Here is a 17,710-nt window from a genome sequence, read left to right as displayed (position 1 = left end):
CCTGCAACACGTCTAGAAGCACTTTTCACGGGGGAGCTCCATCTTGTCTGTCATGCTGCCGGATCCTCTTGAGTGGGTCCTGGACATGCTCGGCTTCAACTGGCCGCATGCGGACGAAGACAAGTTGATGGAATGTGCGCAGGTCTGGCGCAATTTCGCGGCGGAGGTACAGGGGCACCAGGCCCGGGGCGCCAGTTATGCAGGCAATGTGCTCGCGGAGAACTCCGGCGATGCCATCGAGGGCTTCAGCAAGGCGTGGGAGAAGTTCTCCGGCGGTTCGGGGTATCTGAACGACGCGGCGCAGGCGGCCGAGGTCATTGCCTTCACGTTCGAGGCCGCCGCCGTGCTGGTCATCGGCATGAAGGTGGCCGTGATTGTCCAGTTGGCGATTCTGGCCGCGGAAATCATCGCGGCGCAGGTCGCGGCCCCCTTCACCCTCGGACTGTCCGAAATAGCCGGCGCGGCCGCCACGCTGGCCACGCGTGAAATGGTCCGCAGGATCCTCAAGGAGGTCGCCAAGCAGCTGCTTGACGCGATCATGGAGGCCGCCAAGGAGCCGGTGATCTCCGCGCTGGAGGCCATGGCGTCCGACCTCATCGCCCAGACCGTCAACCAGAACTTCGGCGCCCAGAACGGCTACAACCTCGGCCGCACCGCCAAGGAGGGCCAGAAGGCCGCCACCGACGCCCTCAAGAACACCGGCGAATCCCTCGGCGAAAGCCTCCGCGACGGCGCAGGCGGCCGCGCCGGACGCCACGCCCGCAACGGCCTGGACAGCGCGGCGGGGCACGGCAGCGACGGCAGCGACTCCACGGACAGCGGCAGCGACGGGGGCTCCAGCGGGTCGGAGAGCGGGTCGGGGAGCAGGTCCGGGAGTGGGTCCGGTAGCGGGTCGGGGTCAGGCACTGGCTCCGGCAGCGGGTCCGATGGCGGCGGTTCCGGAAGCGGTTCCGACGGGGGCAGCTCCGGAAACACCTCAGGCACCGGCTCGGGGACGGACGCGGGGGCCGGCTCGGACGGCGGCTCCGACGGGGGCGGTTCCGGCAGCACCTCCGGTGACTCCGGCGGCGGCAGCAGCACGGGCAACGGCAACCGCGGCGGCTCGGACTCCGGTGGCTCCACCAGCCACACCCCCCGCGCCTCGGACAACACGGGCGCCGGCAGCACGGACGCCGGCAGGGCCTCTAACACGGACTCGGGCACAAACTCGGGGACGAACTCGGGCACAAACTCGGGGACGGGCACGGGCACCAACCCGAGCTCCTCCGCCGACGGTTCTTCCCACGGCTCGGACCCCTCGCGCAGCGTCCCCGAGGCACAGCCCCTCCCGCCGCCGGACCAGCGCTCCCCCTTCGACGAGGGCTACTCCGGCAGCAACGACAGCCCGTACGGGACGTCCCCCACCCCCGACTCGGGGCCCACCCCCGACTCCGGACACACTCCCGAATCGGGGCCCACCCCGGACACCTCCCGCCCGGACCCCGACTCGATCAGCACCCAGCCCACCCCCGACAACACCCCCGACGCCGCCCGTCCCGACCCTGACTCGATCAGCACCCAACCGGCGCCCGACAACACCCCGGACGCGGTACGCCCTGACGCGGACTCGATCAGCACCCAGCCCGCACCGGACAACACCCCCGACGCCGCCCGCCCGGACACGGACTCGATCAGCACCCAGCCGGCCCACGACAACACCCCGGACGCGGCACGCCCCGCCCCCGCCCCGGACTCCGTCAGCACCCAGCCGGCACCGGACCAGTCCCCCCAACAGGGCGGCCCTTCACACCCCGACGCACCCCAGTCGGCACCGACTCCCTCGCCGAGCCCGGACCCCGTAGCCGGCAACCCGCCCTCGTACGGCGACAACTCGTCCGACGCGGGCAGCAACGGCACCTCCAACGGGGACAACTCCGCCACCGGCAGCGGCCGCGCCTCGATGCCGCACGTCGGCACACCATCGCAGGGCGCCCCCGTACAGCACACCCCGTCGTCCGGCCAGCCCATCCAGCAGCGTGACCCCGCTCCCGGCGACCCCATGCCCACGGTGGACGGCCCCGACGACACCGCCGTCACCACCCAGTCCGCGGGCACCGCAACGCTCCCCCCGCCCACCCAGCACACCGCCGACACCGGCGCCGCCGCCACCCCCACCCCGCCACAGGCGGCGCAGCAGAACACCACCCAGGCCAACGGCCCGATGACGATGGGCCCCATGCCACCCCAGGGGGCCGGGACCGGTACGACCACCACCCCCCGCGGCGGCACCCCGCCCCACACCAACGGCAACGGAAACGGAAACGGAAACGGCAACGCTTCCGCTCGCTCCAACCGTCGCCCCGACGGCTCCCAGGCGATCCACGACGCCAGCCAGCAGCCCACACCGGACCGCCCCGCCTACAACCCCCGCCTCGACGGGCCGCGCCGGGAAGAGACGTCCCGGCCCTACAACCCGCGGCTGGACGGCCCCCGTCGCGACGCCCCCTCCACACCGCCCGGCGACAACCGACGCCCGGACGGCTCACAGATCATCCAGGACCACACCCAGCAGCCGAGCCCCGAGCGCCCCCCGCACAACCCCCGCCTCGACGGTCCCGCCCGCGACACCGAGCCCGGCCCCGACCAGAACAACACCCCCCGGCCGGACGCCGCCACGCCCCACCAGAACGACAACCACCAGCAGGCCCCCGCCGACCCGAGCGGAGCCACCACTCATCCGGACGCGGCGCAGCAATCCGACTCTCCCCGCACGGACCGACCTCAGCCCGAGGGCCCCCAGACCCCGGCACACCCGGACGCCCAGAACCCCGGCGCACCAAACCCCAACTCCCCCCACCCGCACCAGCAGCCGCCAATTCAGCAGCAGCCGTACTCACAACAGCAGACCCCCCAGCAACACCCCCTGCAACACCCCCAGCAAAGCCACCAGCAACAACCCACGCTGCAAAGCCACACACCACCTCAGCAGCACTCGCAGCAGCACCCACAGCAGCAGGCACCCCAGCAGCCACACCCCCAGCACCAGCCGCCGCAGCAGCAGCTGGCGCCGCACCACCAGAACCCCAACCAGAACCAGGCCCCCCACCAGACTCAGCCCACCCCGGACCAGCAGCCTCAGCAGCAGGCGCCGGTCCCACAGCCCGCGAACCTGCAGAGTCACACCGATGTCCGGATCGGCCTCAACGTCCAGCCGGGCGGCCTGTATTCACCGTTCCCCCACGACCAGCAGGCGCTGGTGGCGAGCTTCCCGCGGAACCCGGACGGCACTCCGCGGCCGTTCAACGACCCGTTCCAGCCCTGGGCCCAGCTCCAGAACGACGGTGGCCACACCGTGGTCGGCCGGTCCAACAACTGCGCCGACTGCACCCGCTCCTTCATGGAGTCCTGGTACGGCAACCCGCAGGTGTCCGCGCCACGCACCTACGACCCGGACGGCAAGGGCGGCATCGACCGCAATTCCGGTGAACGAAACGGCACCGCCAACATCCAGCAGTACGCGGGCACCGAGTTCCGTAATTCCGGCCCGAACTCCAAGGACGGCTACACCCGAATAGCCGACGAGCTCCGCCAGGCCGGCCATGGCGCAGCGGCAGCGGTGCTGGTCACCTGGCCGAAGAAGCCCAACGGCGATCCCGGCGGCGCGCACGTCTTCAACGCCGTCAACCACAACGGCCGGGTCATTTGGGTCGACAGCCAGACCGGCACGGTCAGCGAACAACCGATCAACACCAGCGCCGAGAACGTCTGGCACCTCGTCCTCGACGCCGACCGCAAGCCCTTCGACCCCGCCACAGCCCAAACCCAGACCCCACAGCAACAAACCCCCCAACCCCAGCCCCAAAACCAACAGCAGCAAGCACAGGCCCAGGCACAGCAGGCGCAGGCGCAGCAGCAGGCCCAGGCCCCACAGCACCAGCCGAGCCCGTACGCCCAGCAGTCCCATCAGCAGCAGGCCCCGTACGCACCGCAGCCGGGCCCGCAGCAGCCCAACCCGTACCAGCAGCCGACCCCACAGCAGCAGCCCCACCAGCAGTACCAGCCGGGCCCCTACAACCCGCAGCCCCACCAGCAGCACCCGTACGCACAGCAGCCGGGCCCGCAGCAGCCCAACCCGTACCAGCAGCAGAGCCCGTACGCGCAACAGGCCAACCCCTACGCTCAGCCTCAGCCGAACCCGTACGCCCAGCAGCAGCCAGGTCCCCACGCACAGCAGCAGCCCCATCCGTACACCCAGCCACCGCACCAGCAGCCCCAGAACCACAACCCGTACCTGCAGCCGTCCCCGCAGAATCCGCAGAATCCGCAACACCCAACGCACCCGGCAGCAGCACCGGAGACCGTCAGCGGCTCACCGGACTCCGTGCGGCCCCACGACCGCACCCAGCCGGACGCGGGCGACACCGCCCTGCGACCTGGCACGGAGTCACGCCGGCCCGCCCAAACCCCGGACTCCGACCCCCAGGTACCGGCAGAGCCAGGTGCTTCCGGCGATCACGGTGTCGACGGTGACGCCGACCACTCCTCTCGGCCTGAGTACACCTCTCAGGACCAGAACGCCGATGCCTCTTCCCCCGATTCGGAAGAGCACAACGACACCGACACCCCGCCCTCCGGACAGCCGCCTGCCGACGCCGGGGATTACCACCAACCGAGCTTCGAGGACATCCGCAACGAGCTCCTGGAGGGCGAGGGCGGGCTCGTCCTGCCCGATTCCCACGACCAGCAAGCGCTCGAGGATGCCGTACCACGCGACGAGGACGGCTATTTCCAGCGGTTCCCCGACCCCTACGGTGACTGGGCAGATCTCCAGAACGACGGCGGCCAGTCCGTACCGGGCCGCGACGACAACTGCGCCGACTGCAGCCGCTCGTACCTGGAAACCTGGTACGGAAACCCGCAGGTATCCGCGCCCCGCATGCAAGACGGCGACTTCGGTGAGAGGGACGGCGAGGACAACATCCAGCGCTGGCTCGGTGCAGAATTTCAGCACGCGGGCGACGATGCCCTGGCGTACTCGCGGGTCGCGGAGGACCTGCGTAACGCCGGGCACGGAGCCGCAGCCATCGTCTGGGTCGGGTACGTCGACGACGACGGAGACCCTTACTCGTCCCACCTCTTCAACGCGGTCAACTACCACGGCTCTGTCGTCTGGGTGGACACCCAGTCGCGCGAGGTAATGAACCGGCCGATCAACACAGCGGATGTGGGCGAGGTCTGGCACCTCCCCCTGGACGCGGAGGCACAGCCGCTCTATCCCCCGAGCGACTCGGAGTCGGATGCTTCGGAGCCGGGCGCCGCGCCCGCCGAGAGGGACGATGCCGCGTCCTACCCAGATCCCGGGGGCCACCGACAGGATCAGCCGGCCCCGTCGGACAACCACGATGCCGACCCCTCACATGCTGTGTCGGCCGCGGCGCCGGACGACCAACCCGAACCCTCGCATTCGGCCTCGGAGTCGCGTCCCCGGACGGAGCCCGGCGGAATCGTCGATCCCGACCCGGAGCACCAAAGGGATCTTGAGAACAGGATCCCCCGGACCCCAGAAGGCACCGCCCAGCGCCATCCGGACCCGAACGAGGGGGACTGGACGGACTTCATCAACCAGCCTGGTTCCGATGCCCCGGGGCGCAGCAACAACTGTGTCGACGTGGCCCTGTCCGCAGCTGACACATATGCAGGCGCACCGACCGCGGCCGGAGCTCGCACACCTGACCTCACTGCTGATGGCGTCGCGTCCGATCGCGGTGAAACGGGCGGCCGCGACCGCATGGAGAACGCCCTCGGAGCCCGCTTCACGGACTTCGGCAACGGCCGCCAGGCCTTCAACGGCATCGAGAACGCTCTTCGCCAGTCCGGGCACGGCTCCCAGGCCGTTATCGTGACCCAGCACTCCGACGGCCGTGCTCACGCCTGGAACGTGGTCAACCACAACGGCAGAATCACCTATATCGATGCCCAAACGGGCCGCCGCAGCGACAAGCCGCTTCACAGCGGCGAGCACGGCGTATTCGCAGTCCCCTTGGACAGCAACCGCAAGCCCATTCAGGTTGTCCCCTCTGCCGGCACCAGTGCACAGCACGACCGGCAAAGTGCCTCTCCGGCCCAAGCGGGGCGCCGCCCGTCGGAGAATCCTGCCGGCACCGTTGATGAATCAACCGAGCAGGACGGACAGACCCAGCCCAAGAGCAAGTACCGAGAACCCGGCATGCCGGACGGGCAACCGGTCAATCACCTGCCGGAGAATGTCCGGGTGCTGCCCGATGAGGGCCAGCAACTGCTGCGGGACAACCTCGACGTCTACGAGACAGATATGCAGGCTGTCTACGACAGCGTGCGCGACTGGGTCGATGACGGAAGCATCGAAGCTCTCATCCAGCACCTGACCCCCGATGAGGCCGAATCGCCCCCGGAGGAGGGTGACTCCACCCCGGAGGACGGAGCCACCGAAGCCGGCCCGGAGAAGCCTCCGAGGTTCACTCTGACGTCAGAGGAGCTCGGGCAAAGGCTCGACGGCTTTGCGGACATGGACGCCGGGCAGCGCGGAGCGGTGGTGTCGATCATCGCCCGTTTGAGTCTCTCCTTTCATGAAAGCCATGCGGTCGGCGTTTCCCCGTACCCCGTCGAACGGCCGTACAAATGGAAAGAGGACCCGAATCGCCCGGCTCCACTGCGACGCGATGTGCGGCGCCAGACCAACGACGCGAAATCCGGGGAAGAAGAAGACTCCCGCGGCGTGAAGCAGCACCGCAAGGCCAACTTCATGGAGGCAAAAGACTTCGCCGGAAATGTACGCAAGCATCTTCTCGCGGAGCTCGTGGATGCCGGCCGACCGGCATCAGACCTCAAGAACGCATCCGAAGGTGACGGCGCCGGCAACACTCGACCGGACTTCAGTGGCCGCAATTATGCGGTGATTGAGGTGTACGACCCGAATTCGCAGAAGACGAATTACATCGTTGACAGCTCCATTCCCCCCGGTGAAAAGGGCGTCAGCACCGCGCACTCCGAACCTCATCTGGTTGGCTACGTGAAGCGACTGAATGAGGCACGGGGCACCGACACCAGTCAACACATACAGATACGCGCCATGTTCACGGAGCGAGAACCTTGCGGAACGGTGAAGGGAGCGGGCCATGCCGAGTGCTCCCCCTACCTGGTCCAGCACTCCGAGGGGACTACCGTGCACTACGCCACGACATATCGAAGTGGCCCGTGGGTGGCGGATCCGGATCCGAACGGAATCCAGACCCGGACCAAGGCTCAGATCAAGACAATGGTTGACGCCGAGTTCCAGGATCACCTCAACGAAGTCGGCGAAATCTGGCTTTCGTTGCGCGACGCCCAGCGAAAGAACGGAACAGGCGCGGACGACTGATAGGCAGATTCACTGACCCTGGCTCCAATGACACGCAAATTCCCGTCTAGTAGGGTATGTCCATGACCGATGCACGCGATGCGGAACTCCATGCCTCCGCCAGTCGACTTCTGAATGGTTTGACGGCATCGGGCCGCGCCGGTGACGTCTTCTTCGTGGCCGGCCCTCCTGCTGCCGGGAAGAGTCGCACACTGGAGCTGGTCCGCCGGCGCATGCCCGAAGCAGCACTTATCGATTGCGTCGGGCTGCGCGCCGATGAAGTGATCCTTCAGGTATTGGACGTGTGCGGGGTTCAGCGTCCGCATTCAGTCGCCAAAGAGAACCTTGATGCGCTGGTGAAGGGCATCCGCGGCGATCACACCGTCCTGCTGACGAACGTGCAATGGGCAGGCACCCTGCGTACCACTGATGAACCAGGACGCATCAGGCGCGCGGCTTTCCGGATGGGCAGGGCGAAGCGGTCTCGCATCCGCTTGGCGCTGGAGACCGCCGAGCCGCAGCCGGGGCAGGCCGATGAGCCGCCCCAGCTCATCCGCCTGGGATCCGGAAACCTCTTCAGTGCCCCTGAAGGACTGGCTCCCGAGATCCAGGCCCTGGCCTTGGCGGAATACCCCGTAGTACCCGTCCAGGCATGGAGCATCCTGTGTGAAAGCATGGGCCTGACCACCGCGCCCGCAGACCTTCAGGGATTCCCGGATCTATATCCCGGTCTGCTGAAGTGGGTGCCGAATGACGCGCTTGCCGGTCCTGGTGTGGCTTTCACCCACGAAGGGCTTGCACACGCATTGCGCCTCTCCCAGCACCCGGACGCGGGCGAAGCGCACGCGATGATCCGGCAGTTGCTGAGCGAGCGGCTCATAGTGCACACGCATCCGCACGGCTGGGCGGACGGCGGCCCATTGGCTCGTTATGCAGCTCACGGCCTGCCGGGACATGCCGCAGCATCCGGCAGTCTGCAAGAAGTGCTGGAGGACCGCAGGGTACTTGCTCTCCTGGATCCGAGTTCGGTCATGGAGGCGTATCGTGCCGCCTTCGGCCGGGGTATCCCGCCGGACACCATGGCTGCGAGCCTGCGCTATGGGGAGCTGTCCGGCATGGAACCCATGCGCCAAGGCGAGTGGGCGGCCTGGCTGCACCATTTCGCCGTCACCCATGGAGATCAGGAGGCCGCAGACGCGGTACTGGCCTCCGAAGTGGCCCTGGAATGGCAGACATTGTGGTCTGACCTGCGTCCGACCGGTGCCTTCCTCGGGGAGGGACTCACGCACCACCCGACCGGTATCACCAGCCTCAGCGCCACCGAACACACAGTTACCGCGACCAACGAATTGCTCGGAACCTCGTGGGCGTGGGGGCTTCGCTCAGGTCGGCCACACGAATCGGCCGATACGAGTGCCCAAGCACTGGAAGCACGACGCATGGTCAATACGTCACGTGGCTGGCGCCCGGCCCCTGGCGAACCCCAGGGTGCGTTCATTCCCCGCTGCCCCAGGGACATTCGCGCGGCAGTACGGATCGGGGACATTGCCGTGCTGGGTGGAGACCGCGGAGTGTTCGCCGTAGAAATCCTCGAAAAGGAACCGGAGCACGAAGTGTCGCCCTGGCATGGCGCACCCTTGCTGGATGCGTACGAGCGCGAAGTCGCCACGCGTCCGCTCCCTGAAGCCTTCCGGGACCCGTCAGCGACGCAACTGTCCGAGGCGTTCGGGAATGATTCGGTGTTCCGGCCGACCGAGTCAGAAATCCCCGAAAGCCTGCACGGCACGGAAGCGGCTCAGTGGCTCATCGAGCACGGCCTGCCAATCGTGGAGCTCCTTACCCTGAACACACGCGGTCTGCGCACCCAGGGACTTCGAGAGGTTCCACCGCCCGACGAGCTAGAGGTTCCTTCACACCGGCGCACCGGGCCCTACTTCGCGTTGGGAGACCTCCTCGGCGGCGACTTGATCCTGGACGGTGGAACCGGGCAGGTGCTGTGCACATCCGGTGCCGTGGAAGATCAGCTGTCGGGCAGCAGCCTGCCGCAATTCGTGGCCATGTTCCATCTGGTGGGGCGATATCACCTATTGCTCTCCGAGTCACTCACCGTAGACAAGCTCGAGGCGGCTGCCGAGCTGCAGTCATGGATCCTCGAGATTGACCCTGCGACTGCCCCCGGAGAGGTCTGGGAAACTTTGCTCAACGACCCGGAAATCGAGCCATAGGTCTCCCCGTCATGCCTGGCGTTGGCTTCCCCAGCATGGCACGAGCTGAATACAGCGAGGAAAATACATGACAGATCCGAGTTCTTCGACGCCCGATCGACCGCTGCCGACAAGCGCCGAGGATGCCCTGGAAATCGCCCGCATGACATACTCCCCGGTCTGGCCGGATGGGACCCCGGCTCCCCTCAAGGTCCTCGAGTTCGACATCGGATACCTCGTCTATCCGAAGCTCCCGCCCCATCCTCGGACGACGTCGACGGGGGAGAGACGGCGCCCAAGGAACCCCGGCGGAACCTGCGTCGTGGTCTCCAAGGACACCGGTGAAGTCAGCAGCGTCTCCCTGCGGCCACCGTCGGACGCCATTGCGTTGTATCGCAAGTTCTACCGGCCGGACACGCTCTAGGCCTGCCGGGTCGCACATCCTCGTGACCAAGGACACCGGCGAAAGCGTCACCGTGCCCAACCTCCCCACGGAGACAGTCATCGCCCATTACCGGCAGCAGCGTCAGTGCCCCGCGTAGGCAGGCACAATCCGTCCGGTGGTCACGGCCGTACGCCCGCACGATTCCCACCGGTTGGAAGCCGACCTTGCGATAGCTGCGGATGGCGGCGGTGTTGGCGGCCGCCGGGTCGATGGTCAGGCGGTGGTGGCCGCGTTCGTGCCGTACTGCCGCACAGGGCGCAGTAACCCCTGCACAGTCGACACGGCCCCCGGGCAGCACGAGCCAAGGACGCCGGTGTGGCGCCGCCCCAGATAACCCCCTGACGTCGATGGGAGTGCACGTTCGTGGAGTCATCTCCAACTGCCCTTGCGGAGCTCGAAGCTTGGCTCGGTGAGCCTCGGCGCAAAGGCGGCGTGCTCGTATTGCGCGGTGCCGGCGGTTCCGGTGCCGGGCCGGTACTCGACGACGTCCGTCGACGTGTGCCCGACGCCGTTTTCGTCGATTGTCTCCATCTGAGTGCCGAGGAAGTGGCTCTTCACGTACTGCTCGGCCTAGGGGTGAATCCGGAGGCCGCTCACGAACGGCGAGCGAGTCTCTGGAGTGCGCAAGGGCTCATCAACCGCGATGCGGTCGTGCTGCTGGCCAACGCCCAATGGGCCGGGCCCACGGTCACCTCGACAGAGCCCGGGCGGGTGCTCCGTCTGGTCGCGGAACGCTTCGGGCGCGATGACCGCCGGTGTCTGCGCATTGTGGTGGAAGGGGATGCCGGGCGTGCACGTATCCCCCATCGCCGGCACGTGCAGGAAGTCTTGATAAGTGACGGCGACGAGTCGGCCGGCGCGGGAACTCATGCGGGAACTCATCAAGAGGCCGTTGCTGTGTCTCAGCACCGTGCCGTTCAGCTCCTCGCTGCGGCCGAGGCGCCTGGGGTTGCCTTTCCTGTGTGGTCAGCGCTCTGTGAGGCTTTGGGTCACCACACAGAAGAGGAGGAGCTGCGCTCGCTCGTCGCCCAATACCCGGACCAGCTGGCGGTAGACGCCGCCGATAACGGCACCGAGAGCGTTTCTTTCACCACACCGGCGGTGCGGTCAATTGCTCGCGAGACAAGCGCCCTCTCCCCCATGGATCAGCAGGACCTTTTCCATTACCTCTCCGCACACGCGGGCCCACCCGAGCTGGCTCGGTATGCCGCTCAGGCCCTCCCCGTGCACGCGGCGCTCGGCGGTTGCCTTGAGGAATTGCTGGGCAATGGGGAGATGCTTGCCCGGACGGAACGCTACGGGCTGCTGCAGGGACTGGCCGCGGCCTGGCCGGCGGGTGTGCCACAAGGCACTGTCGCGATGGATATTCACTATCTGGAAACACAGCGAGTTGATCCCGTATCGACCGGCGAGTGGGTTTCCTGGTTGCACTGGGCGGCAGTGAACCGTGGGCGGCGCGATATCGCAGACGGACTCGCGAACGCCGGCATCGATTTGCCCTGGCAGACACTCTGGTCCCATCAGCGGCCGTACGGCGTATTCGGTCCGGTGGAAGGGGAAGTGGGACGCGTCGACCAGGTGCGCGTGGAGCGCAGGGAGGAGGTGCCGGTAGCTGTCATGAGGCGGGTCGTCCAGTACGACGACATGGGCGGGCCGTTGAACGAGGAATACGTGGAGCGTGTCTTCGCTCTCGATGACGGCACGGAAGTGGGCACGGAAAGGGTCGTACGGATTCCGCACACCCAGGACACCCCCAGGCCGGCGGAGTTCCAGGAGGACACAGCGCTACCGGCGCCCAGGACTCCCGACGCCAACAGAAGCATCAGGTCTGCCGGACCGGGCCGCTGGGTGATCGGCGGACAAGGCGGGCTGTACGCAGTGGACGTAGCGGCCTCGGCCGGTGGAAACGCAGGAGTATGGGGTGGCGGTCCCTACCTCGGACCTGTCACAAAGGCGGCCACCTGGCAATGTCCCGAAGAGGCGCTTACCGATGATGCCCCTTCTCAAGCATGGCTGGAGAGGGCTTTCGGTACCGGAAGTTGCCGGACCATGAGTGCCACCGAACTACCCGACGGCCTCCGCAATCCCACGGCCCGGGAGTTCTTGAGCACGACCGGCCTGCCGTACCTGAACGGACAGACCCCCTTCTTCTCCTCACTCCCCCTGGACGAACAGGGCCTCCCGGATTTCGAATGGCCAGAAGATGCCCCGGACCCAGAGGCGGATGGCCCCTTCTATCGGATCGGCTCGTGGATGGGAGGAGCCGTGGTACTGGACGGATCGAGCGGAGCAGTCCTCCAGGACACGGAGAGCGGTTACTCCACAGTCCTCTTGGCCAGCAGCCTTCCGCAATTCGCCACGGTGCTACGGCTCTACTGCGAGTACCGCACCAGTTGGCTGCCCACCCTCGCTGAAGCCGCGGACGCCCGGTGGAGCCTCAGGGAATGGGCGGAGGAAATCGACGACGCCACGGAAACCGGGGATCACTGGGACGAGGTCTTCGAAGGCAAATTGGACAACCTCGGCTCATATTGACGGCCGCCCGGCCTCAGCACCCTTGAAAGAAACACCAGCCGGTTGCCCTCAGGACCTCCGCGGCGATGTCCCTGACGGATCGGCCGTCGGTGGCTACCCGAATGGTGTCGTCGGAGACCCTTTCATCCAAGAGCCGGGCCTTGTACGCACTGCTCTTGCGTTCCCGTTCGAGCTCCGATCCGATCTCACGGGCCGCCAGCCGCTCGTGGGTGGTGGAGTCGGAGGCGGTGAGGAGGACCCGTACGGTCCGGGTGTCTGCCCCTATGGCTCGCTCGAAGAGGCCGGCGCTCTCAGGAAGCACAGACACGGTGTTGGTGTAGATGAGGCGGCGATAGCCGAGTTGGTGGTAATTAGCCCATATCGCGCTGAGGTTGCGTTCGGTGATCTGAGAGCGGTGCGGGTCTCCGTCCGGGGCCGGATGCACCTGGCCCATGAAATCGCCCTCGATGATGGCGTGCGGAACGGACGCGGCCCGCAACTGATCCGAAACCTCCCAGCCGACCGTGGACTTGCCAACACCTGCCCTGCCGCCAATAAGCAGTAATTCTGTGCGGTTCATGGCGACATGATGACAGCCGGCTCACGACGAGCCCGGAAGATGAGGAGGGATCACGTGCCTGAGCCGGAGAGCACCGCGCCGACAACCCCAGAAGAAGCGCTGACCATAGCCCGTCCCCACTTTCACCCCCGCTGCCGCGACGGCTCCCCTGCCTCCCTGCACGTCCGGGAATTCGACCTCGGCTACCTGATCTACGCCACGTTCCCGCCCACCGAGCCTCGTTCGTTCGGTGGCAGCCACCTTGTCGTGTCCAAAGTTGACGGGGCACTGACCTTCGTTCCCAACTTCCCGCCGGAGTCCGCGATCGCCCTCTACCGCAGGCGCCACCACCCCAACCCCTGACGGCTGCCGGCCCCGCATCTCCTCAGGTCAGCTCGTCCGCCAGCAGATCCATCAGCAACCCGTCCGCCCAGCCGCCCGTCCGGTGGTCGCGTCCGTAGGCCCGCATGATTCCGACGGGTTGGAAGCCGACCTTGCGGTAGCTGCGGATGGCGGGGGTGTTGGCGGCGGCCGGGTCGATGGTCAGGCGGTGGTGGCCGCGTTCGTGGATCAGCCAATGGGCGAGTGTGCGGACGGCGTCCGTGCCGAGGCCCTGGCCGTGCCGGCGCGCCGTGAGGAAGATGTCGATGCTCGCGTGCCGGAATTCGGGGTCGGTTTCCTCGGAGAACTGGATCGCCCCGATGACCTCGTCGTGGCAGAGAATGGCGAGCATGTCCCGGTAGTCGTCGGGCACCGACCACCACGCCGCGACCTCCGGTTCCCGGACGATGCGGTCGAGGGTGGTGATGTCCGTAGCTGTCGTCGGCCGCAGTACAACCGCCGCCCCGTGCAGTTCCCCCACTTCACCGCCCGGTTGCTGTTGTCGGTCGTCGCCGCTGTCCGAGTACATCTACGCATTGTCCTGCGCGGGCAGGTTCGGGGAGGTTCGGGCAGGCGACCGTAGTCCGCATTCGGTCAAAAGGTGCGGTCAAGAAGGGTGCGGGCAAGAAGGGTGCGGTCAAGATGGGTGCGGCCGTATGCAGGAGCAGGTGCCCAGAGGGCCGAACCGGGGTGCGGCCGCGGGCAGTGGGGCAGCCGCCCAACCACCCAGCCACCCACCCCGGCCCCCCCGTTTCGCAGAGACGCAATGCACCCGTCACGCCCATACGGCAGCATGGACGGTCGCACCGTCGGTGATCGACCATCATCGGGACGTGACGAGCGCAGGGGGCGATGTGCCATGACGGAGATCGACAGGCGGCGGCTGCTGGCGGCCGGTGGTGGGGTTGCCCTCGCGGCGGGGCTGGCGACGGCGTGTGGTTCCAACACCGGGCGGGGCGGGGGTGGTTCGGGGCCGGAGATCAGCCAGTGGTACCACCAGTACGGGGAGCCGGGGACCGAGCGGGCCGTGAAGCGGTATGCCGCCGCGTACCGGAAGGCGCACGTCGCGGTGCAGTGGCGGCCGGGTGATTACGACCGGCAGACGGCGGCGGCGCTGCTCACCGACTCGGGGCCGGATGTCTTCGAGGTCAACGGGCCGCTGCTGGACCAGATCCAGGGCGGGCAGGTGGCCGATCTGACGGAGGTCGTGGAGCCGGTCAAGGACGACTTCAACCAGGCCGTGCTGGCGCCGAAGATCTGGCAGGACAGGATCTGGGGCATCCCGCAGGTCGTGGACACGCAGGTGCTCTATTACCGCAAGAGCCTGCTCAAGGAGGCCGGGGTCCGGCCGCCGGAGACGCTCGATGAGCTGGTGGACGGGGCGAAGAAGCTCAGCGACAGGAAGACCAAGGGGCTGTTCCTGGGGAATGACGGCGGGGTCGGGGTGCTCGGCGGGACGCCGCTGTTCGCCGCCGGGCTGAGTCTGATCAGTGAGGACGGCAAGGTCGGGTTCGACGATCCGGCCGCGGCGCGGGCGCTCGGGAAGATCCGGCAGCTGTACGCGGACAAGTCGTTGCTGCTGGGGGCGCCCACGGACTGGTCCGATCCGGCCGCGTTCGTCCAGGGGCTGACCGCGATGCAGTGGTCGGGGCTGTGGGCGCTGCCGCAGATCAAGAAGGCGCTCGGGGACGACTTCGGGGTGCTGCCGTTCCCGAAGGACGGAAGCGGCGGAAAGCCTTCCGTTCCGGTGGGCGCTTATGGCTCCGCGGTCAGTGCGCGGAGCAGGCGCAAGGCGGCGGCCACGGCCTTCGCGAAGTGGCTGTGGGTGGACCGCACCGACTTCCAGCAGGACTTCGCGCTGTCGTACGGCTTCCACATCCCGGCACGGATCTCGCTGGCGAAGAAGGCCGAGCAGCTGCGGGAGGGGCCGGCGGCGGACGCGGTCCGGTTCGCGACCGATCACGGCTATGCCGAACCGCTGTTGTGGACGACCGCGGACCGTACCGCCTACCAGGACGCGCTGAGCCGGATCATCAAGGACGGCGCCAACCCGGAGAGTGAGCTGAAGACCGTGGTGCGCAAGGTCAATGCCGAGCTGCAGCGGGTCAAGAAGAAGGTCAAGAAGCAGTGACCCAGGGAGTGGCCGACGACGTACGGGGGCCCGCGGCCGCGGCGCCGCCCGCCCCCGAGCGCCCCTCGCTCGGTGCCCGGCTGCTCGGGCCGCAGCGGCGGAATCTGTGGTTCTGGGCCTTTGTGGGGCCGTTCGCCGTCGGGCTGGGGCTGTTCACCTATGTGCCGTTGGCGTGGAGCGTCTACCTGAGCTTCTTCGACGCGCACAACACGGTGAGTCCGTCCGGCGCGGATTTCGTCGGGCTGGGCAACTACACGGCGATGGTGACCAACGAGGCGTTCCTCGGCAGCCTCGGCACCTTCGCGCTGTTCACCGTCTTCATCGTGCCGGCCACCTACGGCCTCTCGCTGGCGCTGGCGCTGATGGTCAACCGGCTGCGGTTCGCCCAGGCGTTCTTCCGGTCGGTGTTCTTCCTGCCGACGGCCTGCTCGTATGTCGTCGCGGCGGTGATCTGGAAGCTGTCGATCTTCAACGGGGTGCGGTTCGGGCTGGCCAACACCGTGCTGGGGTGGTTCGGGGCGGACCAGACCGCCTGGCTGTCGACGACCGATCCGCCCTGGTACTGGCTGGTCATCGTGACCGTACGGCTGTGGCTGCAGGCCGGGTTCTACATGATCCTTTTCCTGGCCGGGCTGCAGCGGATCTCGCCGCAGCTGTACGAGGCGGCGGCGGTGGACGGGGCGCGTCCCGGCTGGCAGGTCTTCCGCCACATCACCTTTCCGCAGTTGCGCGCCACGTCGGTGGCGGTGGTGCTGCTGCTGGTGATCAATGCGTTCCAGGCGTTCGACGAGTTCTACAACCTGCTGAGCGATGCGCGGGGCTATCCGCCGTACGCCCGGCCGCCGTTGGTCTATCTCTACTACACGGCGCTCGGCCGGGATCAGAACCTCGGGCTGGGCAGTGCGGGCGCGGTGATCCTGGCGCTGATCATCGCGGTGGCGACGGTGGTGCAGGCCCGCTGGTTCGGCCTCGGCCGCAAGGAGGAGTGAGCGGGATGGACGACGCACTGACCAGGGTCGGGCGGGCGCTGCGGGTGGTGCTGCTGGTCGCGCTGGCGCTGCTGTTCCTGGTGCCGTTCTTCCTGCTGGTGCGGAACGGGCTGGCGACCGAGCAGGACATCACCGCGCCCGACTGGACGTTCTTCCCGCGGGTGCTCCAGTGGTCGAACCTCACCGAGGTCTTCCAGGACCCGAACCTGCCGCTGGGGCGGGCGCTGCTCAACTCCACGCTGATCGCGGTGTCGACGACGGCCGGTACGGTGCTGCTCGCCTCGCTCGCGGGGTACGGCCTGGCCCGGATTCCCTACCGGCACGCCAACATCGTCTTCTACGCGATCCTGGGGACGCTGATGGTCCCGGCGGCCGTGACGTTCGTGCCGAGCTTTGTGCTGGTGTCCTCGCTCGGGTGGATCTCCACCCTGCGCGGGCTGGTCATTCCGACGCTGTTCAGCGCGTTCGCCTGCTTCATCTTCCGGCAGTACTTCCTGGGCTTCCCCCGGGAGCTGGAGGACGCGGCGCGGGTCGACGGGCTCGGTTACTGGCGGACGTACTGGCGCATCGTGGTGCCCAACGCCCGGCCGGTCTTCGCGGCCGTCGGCACGATCGTCTTCATCGGCGCCTGGAACGCGTTCCTGTGGCCGCTGGTGATCGGGCAGGACCAGGAGGCCTGGACGGTGCAGGTGGCGCTGTCGACGTTCACCACCGCGCAGAACCTCAATCTGCACGAGCTGTTCGTGGCCGCGGCGGTCTCGATCGCCCCGCTGGTGGTGGTGTTCCTGCTGCTGCAGCGGTACATCGTCGCGGGGGTGGAGCGCAGCGGGATCGATGACTGAGGCATTGAGGACATCGACACGAGGGGGTACGGTGCGTGGCATGAGCACGCACCTGGACGTCCGTGAGGCACAGCCGCGCTACCGCGGCCCCCACGGCGAGTGCGCGCCCCGCGGCATGAGCTTTCTGCGCCGCCGCGGCCGGGTGGGATCGCCCCCGGCCGGCTGTTCCTGTTCCCGTTCCTGTCAGTCCTGACCGCTCCGTGCGCCTGCCCTGACGGCTCCGCGGGTCTGTCTGACCGCTCCGCGCGCGTGTCCTGACGGCTCCGCGCGCTGACGCCCGGCGGACGTGGC

General features: G+C 67.7%; 10 protein-coding genes and 1 pseudogene. 8 read left to right on the top strand and 3 right to left on the bottom strand.

All coding sequences use genetic code 11. The features are described from left to right. Window positions 1–52 precede the first annotated feature (52 nt). The gene (locus STRNI_RS28400) at window positions 53–7,375 is read left to right on the top strand and encodes a toxin glutamine deamidase domain-containing protein (protein WP_277412263.1); all 7,323 of its coding nucleotides are present in this window, start codon (window positions 53–55) and stop codon (window positions 7,373–7,375) included. 62 nt (window positions 7,376–7,437) lie between these two features. Continuing rightward, window positions 7,438–9,579 (top strand): SUKH-4 family immunity protein, encoded by a 2,142-nt coding sequence (locus tag STRNI_RS28395; protein WP_277412262.1) that lies wholly within the window; start codon window positions 7,438–7,440, stop codon window positions 9,577–9,579. A gap of 533 nt (window positions 9,580–10,112) precedes the next feature. Here STRNI_RS28395 and STRNI_RS28390 read toward each other — a convergent pair. Beyond that, window positions 10,113–10,238 (bottom strand): annotated as a pseudogene (locus tag STRNI_RS28390) (aminoglycoside 6'-N-acetyltransferase); the annotation flags it as partial. Between the two features lie 197 nt (window positions 10,239–10,435). Here STRNI_RS28390 and STRNI_RS28385 point away from each other — a divergent pair. Continuing rightward, complete coding sequence (locus tag STRNI_RS28385) at window positions 10,436–12,538, top strand: SUKH-4 family immunity protein (RefSeq protein ID WP_277412261.1); 2,103 nt, start codon at window positions 10,436–10,438, stop codon at window positions 12,536–12,538. A 13-nt stretch (window positions 12,539–12,551) separates the two neighbouring features. Here STRNI_RS28385 and STRNI_RS28380 read toward each other — a convergent pair whose 3' ends face one another. Then, window positions 12,552–13,097: a nucleoside/nucleotide kinase family protein gene (locus STRNI_RS28380; protein ID WP_277412260.1), complete on the bottom strand. Its 546-nt coding sequence runs from the start codon at window positions 13,095–13,097 to the stop codon at window positions 12,552–12,554. A gap of 54 nt (window positions 13,098–13,151) precedes the next feature. Between STRNI_RS28380 and STRNI_RS28375 the strand changes: the two genes are divergently transcribed. Beyond that, window positions 13,152–13,439 (top strand): hypothetical protein, encoded by a 288-nt coding sequence (locus STRNI_RS28375; RefSeq protein WP_274735495.1) that lies wholly within the window; start codon window positions 13,152–13,154, stop codon window positions 13,437–13,439. A gap of 22 nt (window positions 13,440–13,461) precedes the next feature. On the opposite strand, the gene aac(6') is transcribed toward STRNI_RS28375, so the two are convergent. Continuing rightward, on the bottom strand, window positions 13,462–13,986 hold the full coding sequence (gene aac(6') / locus STRNI_RS28370) for an aminoglycoside 6'-N-acetyltransferase (RefSeq protein WP_277412259.1): 525 nt from the start codon (window positions 13,984–13,986) through the stop codon (window positions 13,462–13,464). A 330-nt stretch (window positions 13,987–14,316) separates the two neighbouring features. Here aac(6') and STRNI_RS28365 point away from each other — a divergent pair, with 330 nt between their 5' ends. From STRNI_RS28365 to STRNI_RS28350, 4 genes are read left to right on the top strand one after another with little or no spacing between them, the layout of a single operon-like run. Next, window positions 14,317–15,588, top strand: coding sequence for an ABC transporter substrate-binding protein (locus STRNI_RS28365; protein ID WP_277412258.1), 1,272 nt, complete (start codon window positions 14,317–14,319; stop codon window positions 15,586–15,588). Beyond that, complete coding sequence (locus STRNI_RS28360; RefSeq protein ID WP_381282665.1) at window positions 15,585–16,577, top strand: carbohydrate ABC transporter permease; 993 nt, start codon at window positions 15,585–15,587, stop codon at window positions 16,575–16,577. The genes STRNI_RS28365 and STRNI_RS28360 overlap by 4 nt, the downstream gene beginning before the upstream one ends. A 5-nt stretch (window positions 16,578–16,582) precedes the next feature. Beyond that, window positions 16,583–17,419, top strand: coding sequence for a carbohydrate ABC transporter permease (locus tag STRNI_RS28355; RefSeq protein ID WP_109889628.1), 837 nt, complete (start codon window positions 16,583–16,585; stop codon window positions 17,417–17,419). Between the two features lie 40 nt (window positions 17,420–17,459). Continuing rightward, entirely contained in the window at window positions 17,460–17,612 is a 153-nt protein-coding gene (locus STRNI_RS28350; protein ID WP_159488312.1) for a hypothetical protein, read from the top strand. Window positions 17,613–17,710: the final 98 nt, after the last annotated feature.

Origin of the sequence: Streptomyces nigrescens (assembly GCF_027626975.1) — a bacterium.
In the GTDB taxonomy this organism is placed as follows: Bacteria; Actinomycetota; Actinomycetes; order Streptomycetales; family Streptomycetaceae; genus Streptomyces; species Streptomyces nigrescens.
This window is presented reverse-complemented; position numbering and strand designations above follow the sequence as displayed.

Excerpts from the sequence above, each read along its gene's own strand:
- STRNI_RS28400 (WP_277412263.1), top strand. The coding sequence starts at position 53 with ATGCTGCCGGATCCTCTTGAGTGGGTCCTGGACATGCTCGGCTTCAAC.
- STRNI_RS28350 (WP_159488312.1), top strand. The coding sequence starts at position 17,460 with ATGAGCACGCACCTGGACGTCCGTGAGGCACAGCCGCGCTACCGCGGC.
- STRNI_RS28365 (WP_277412258.1), top strand. The coding sequence starts at position 14,317 with ATGACGGAGATCGACAGGCGGCGGCTGCTGGCGGCCGGTGGTGGGGTT.
- STRNI_RS28395 (WP_277412262.1), top strand. The coding sequence starts at position 7,438 with ATGACCGATGCACGCGATGCGGAACTCCATGCCTCCGCCAGTCGACTT.
- STRNI_RS28355 (WP_109889628.1), top strand. The coding sequence starts at position 16,583 with ATGGACGACGCACTGACCAGGGTCGGGCGGGCGCTGCGGGTGGTGCTG.
- STRNI_RS28380 (WP_277412260.1), bottom strand. The coding sequence starts at position 13,097 with ATGAACCGCACAGAATTACTGCTTATTGGCGGCAGGGCAGGTGTTGGC.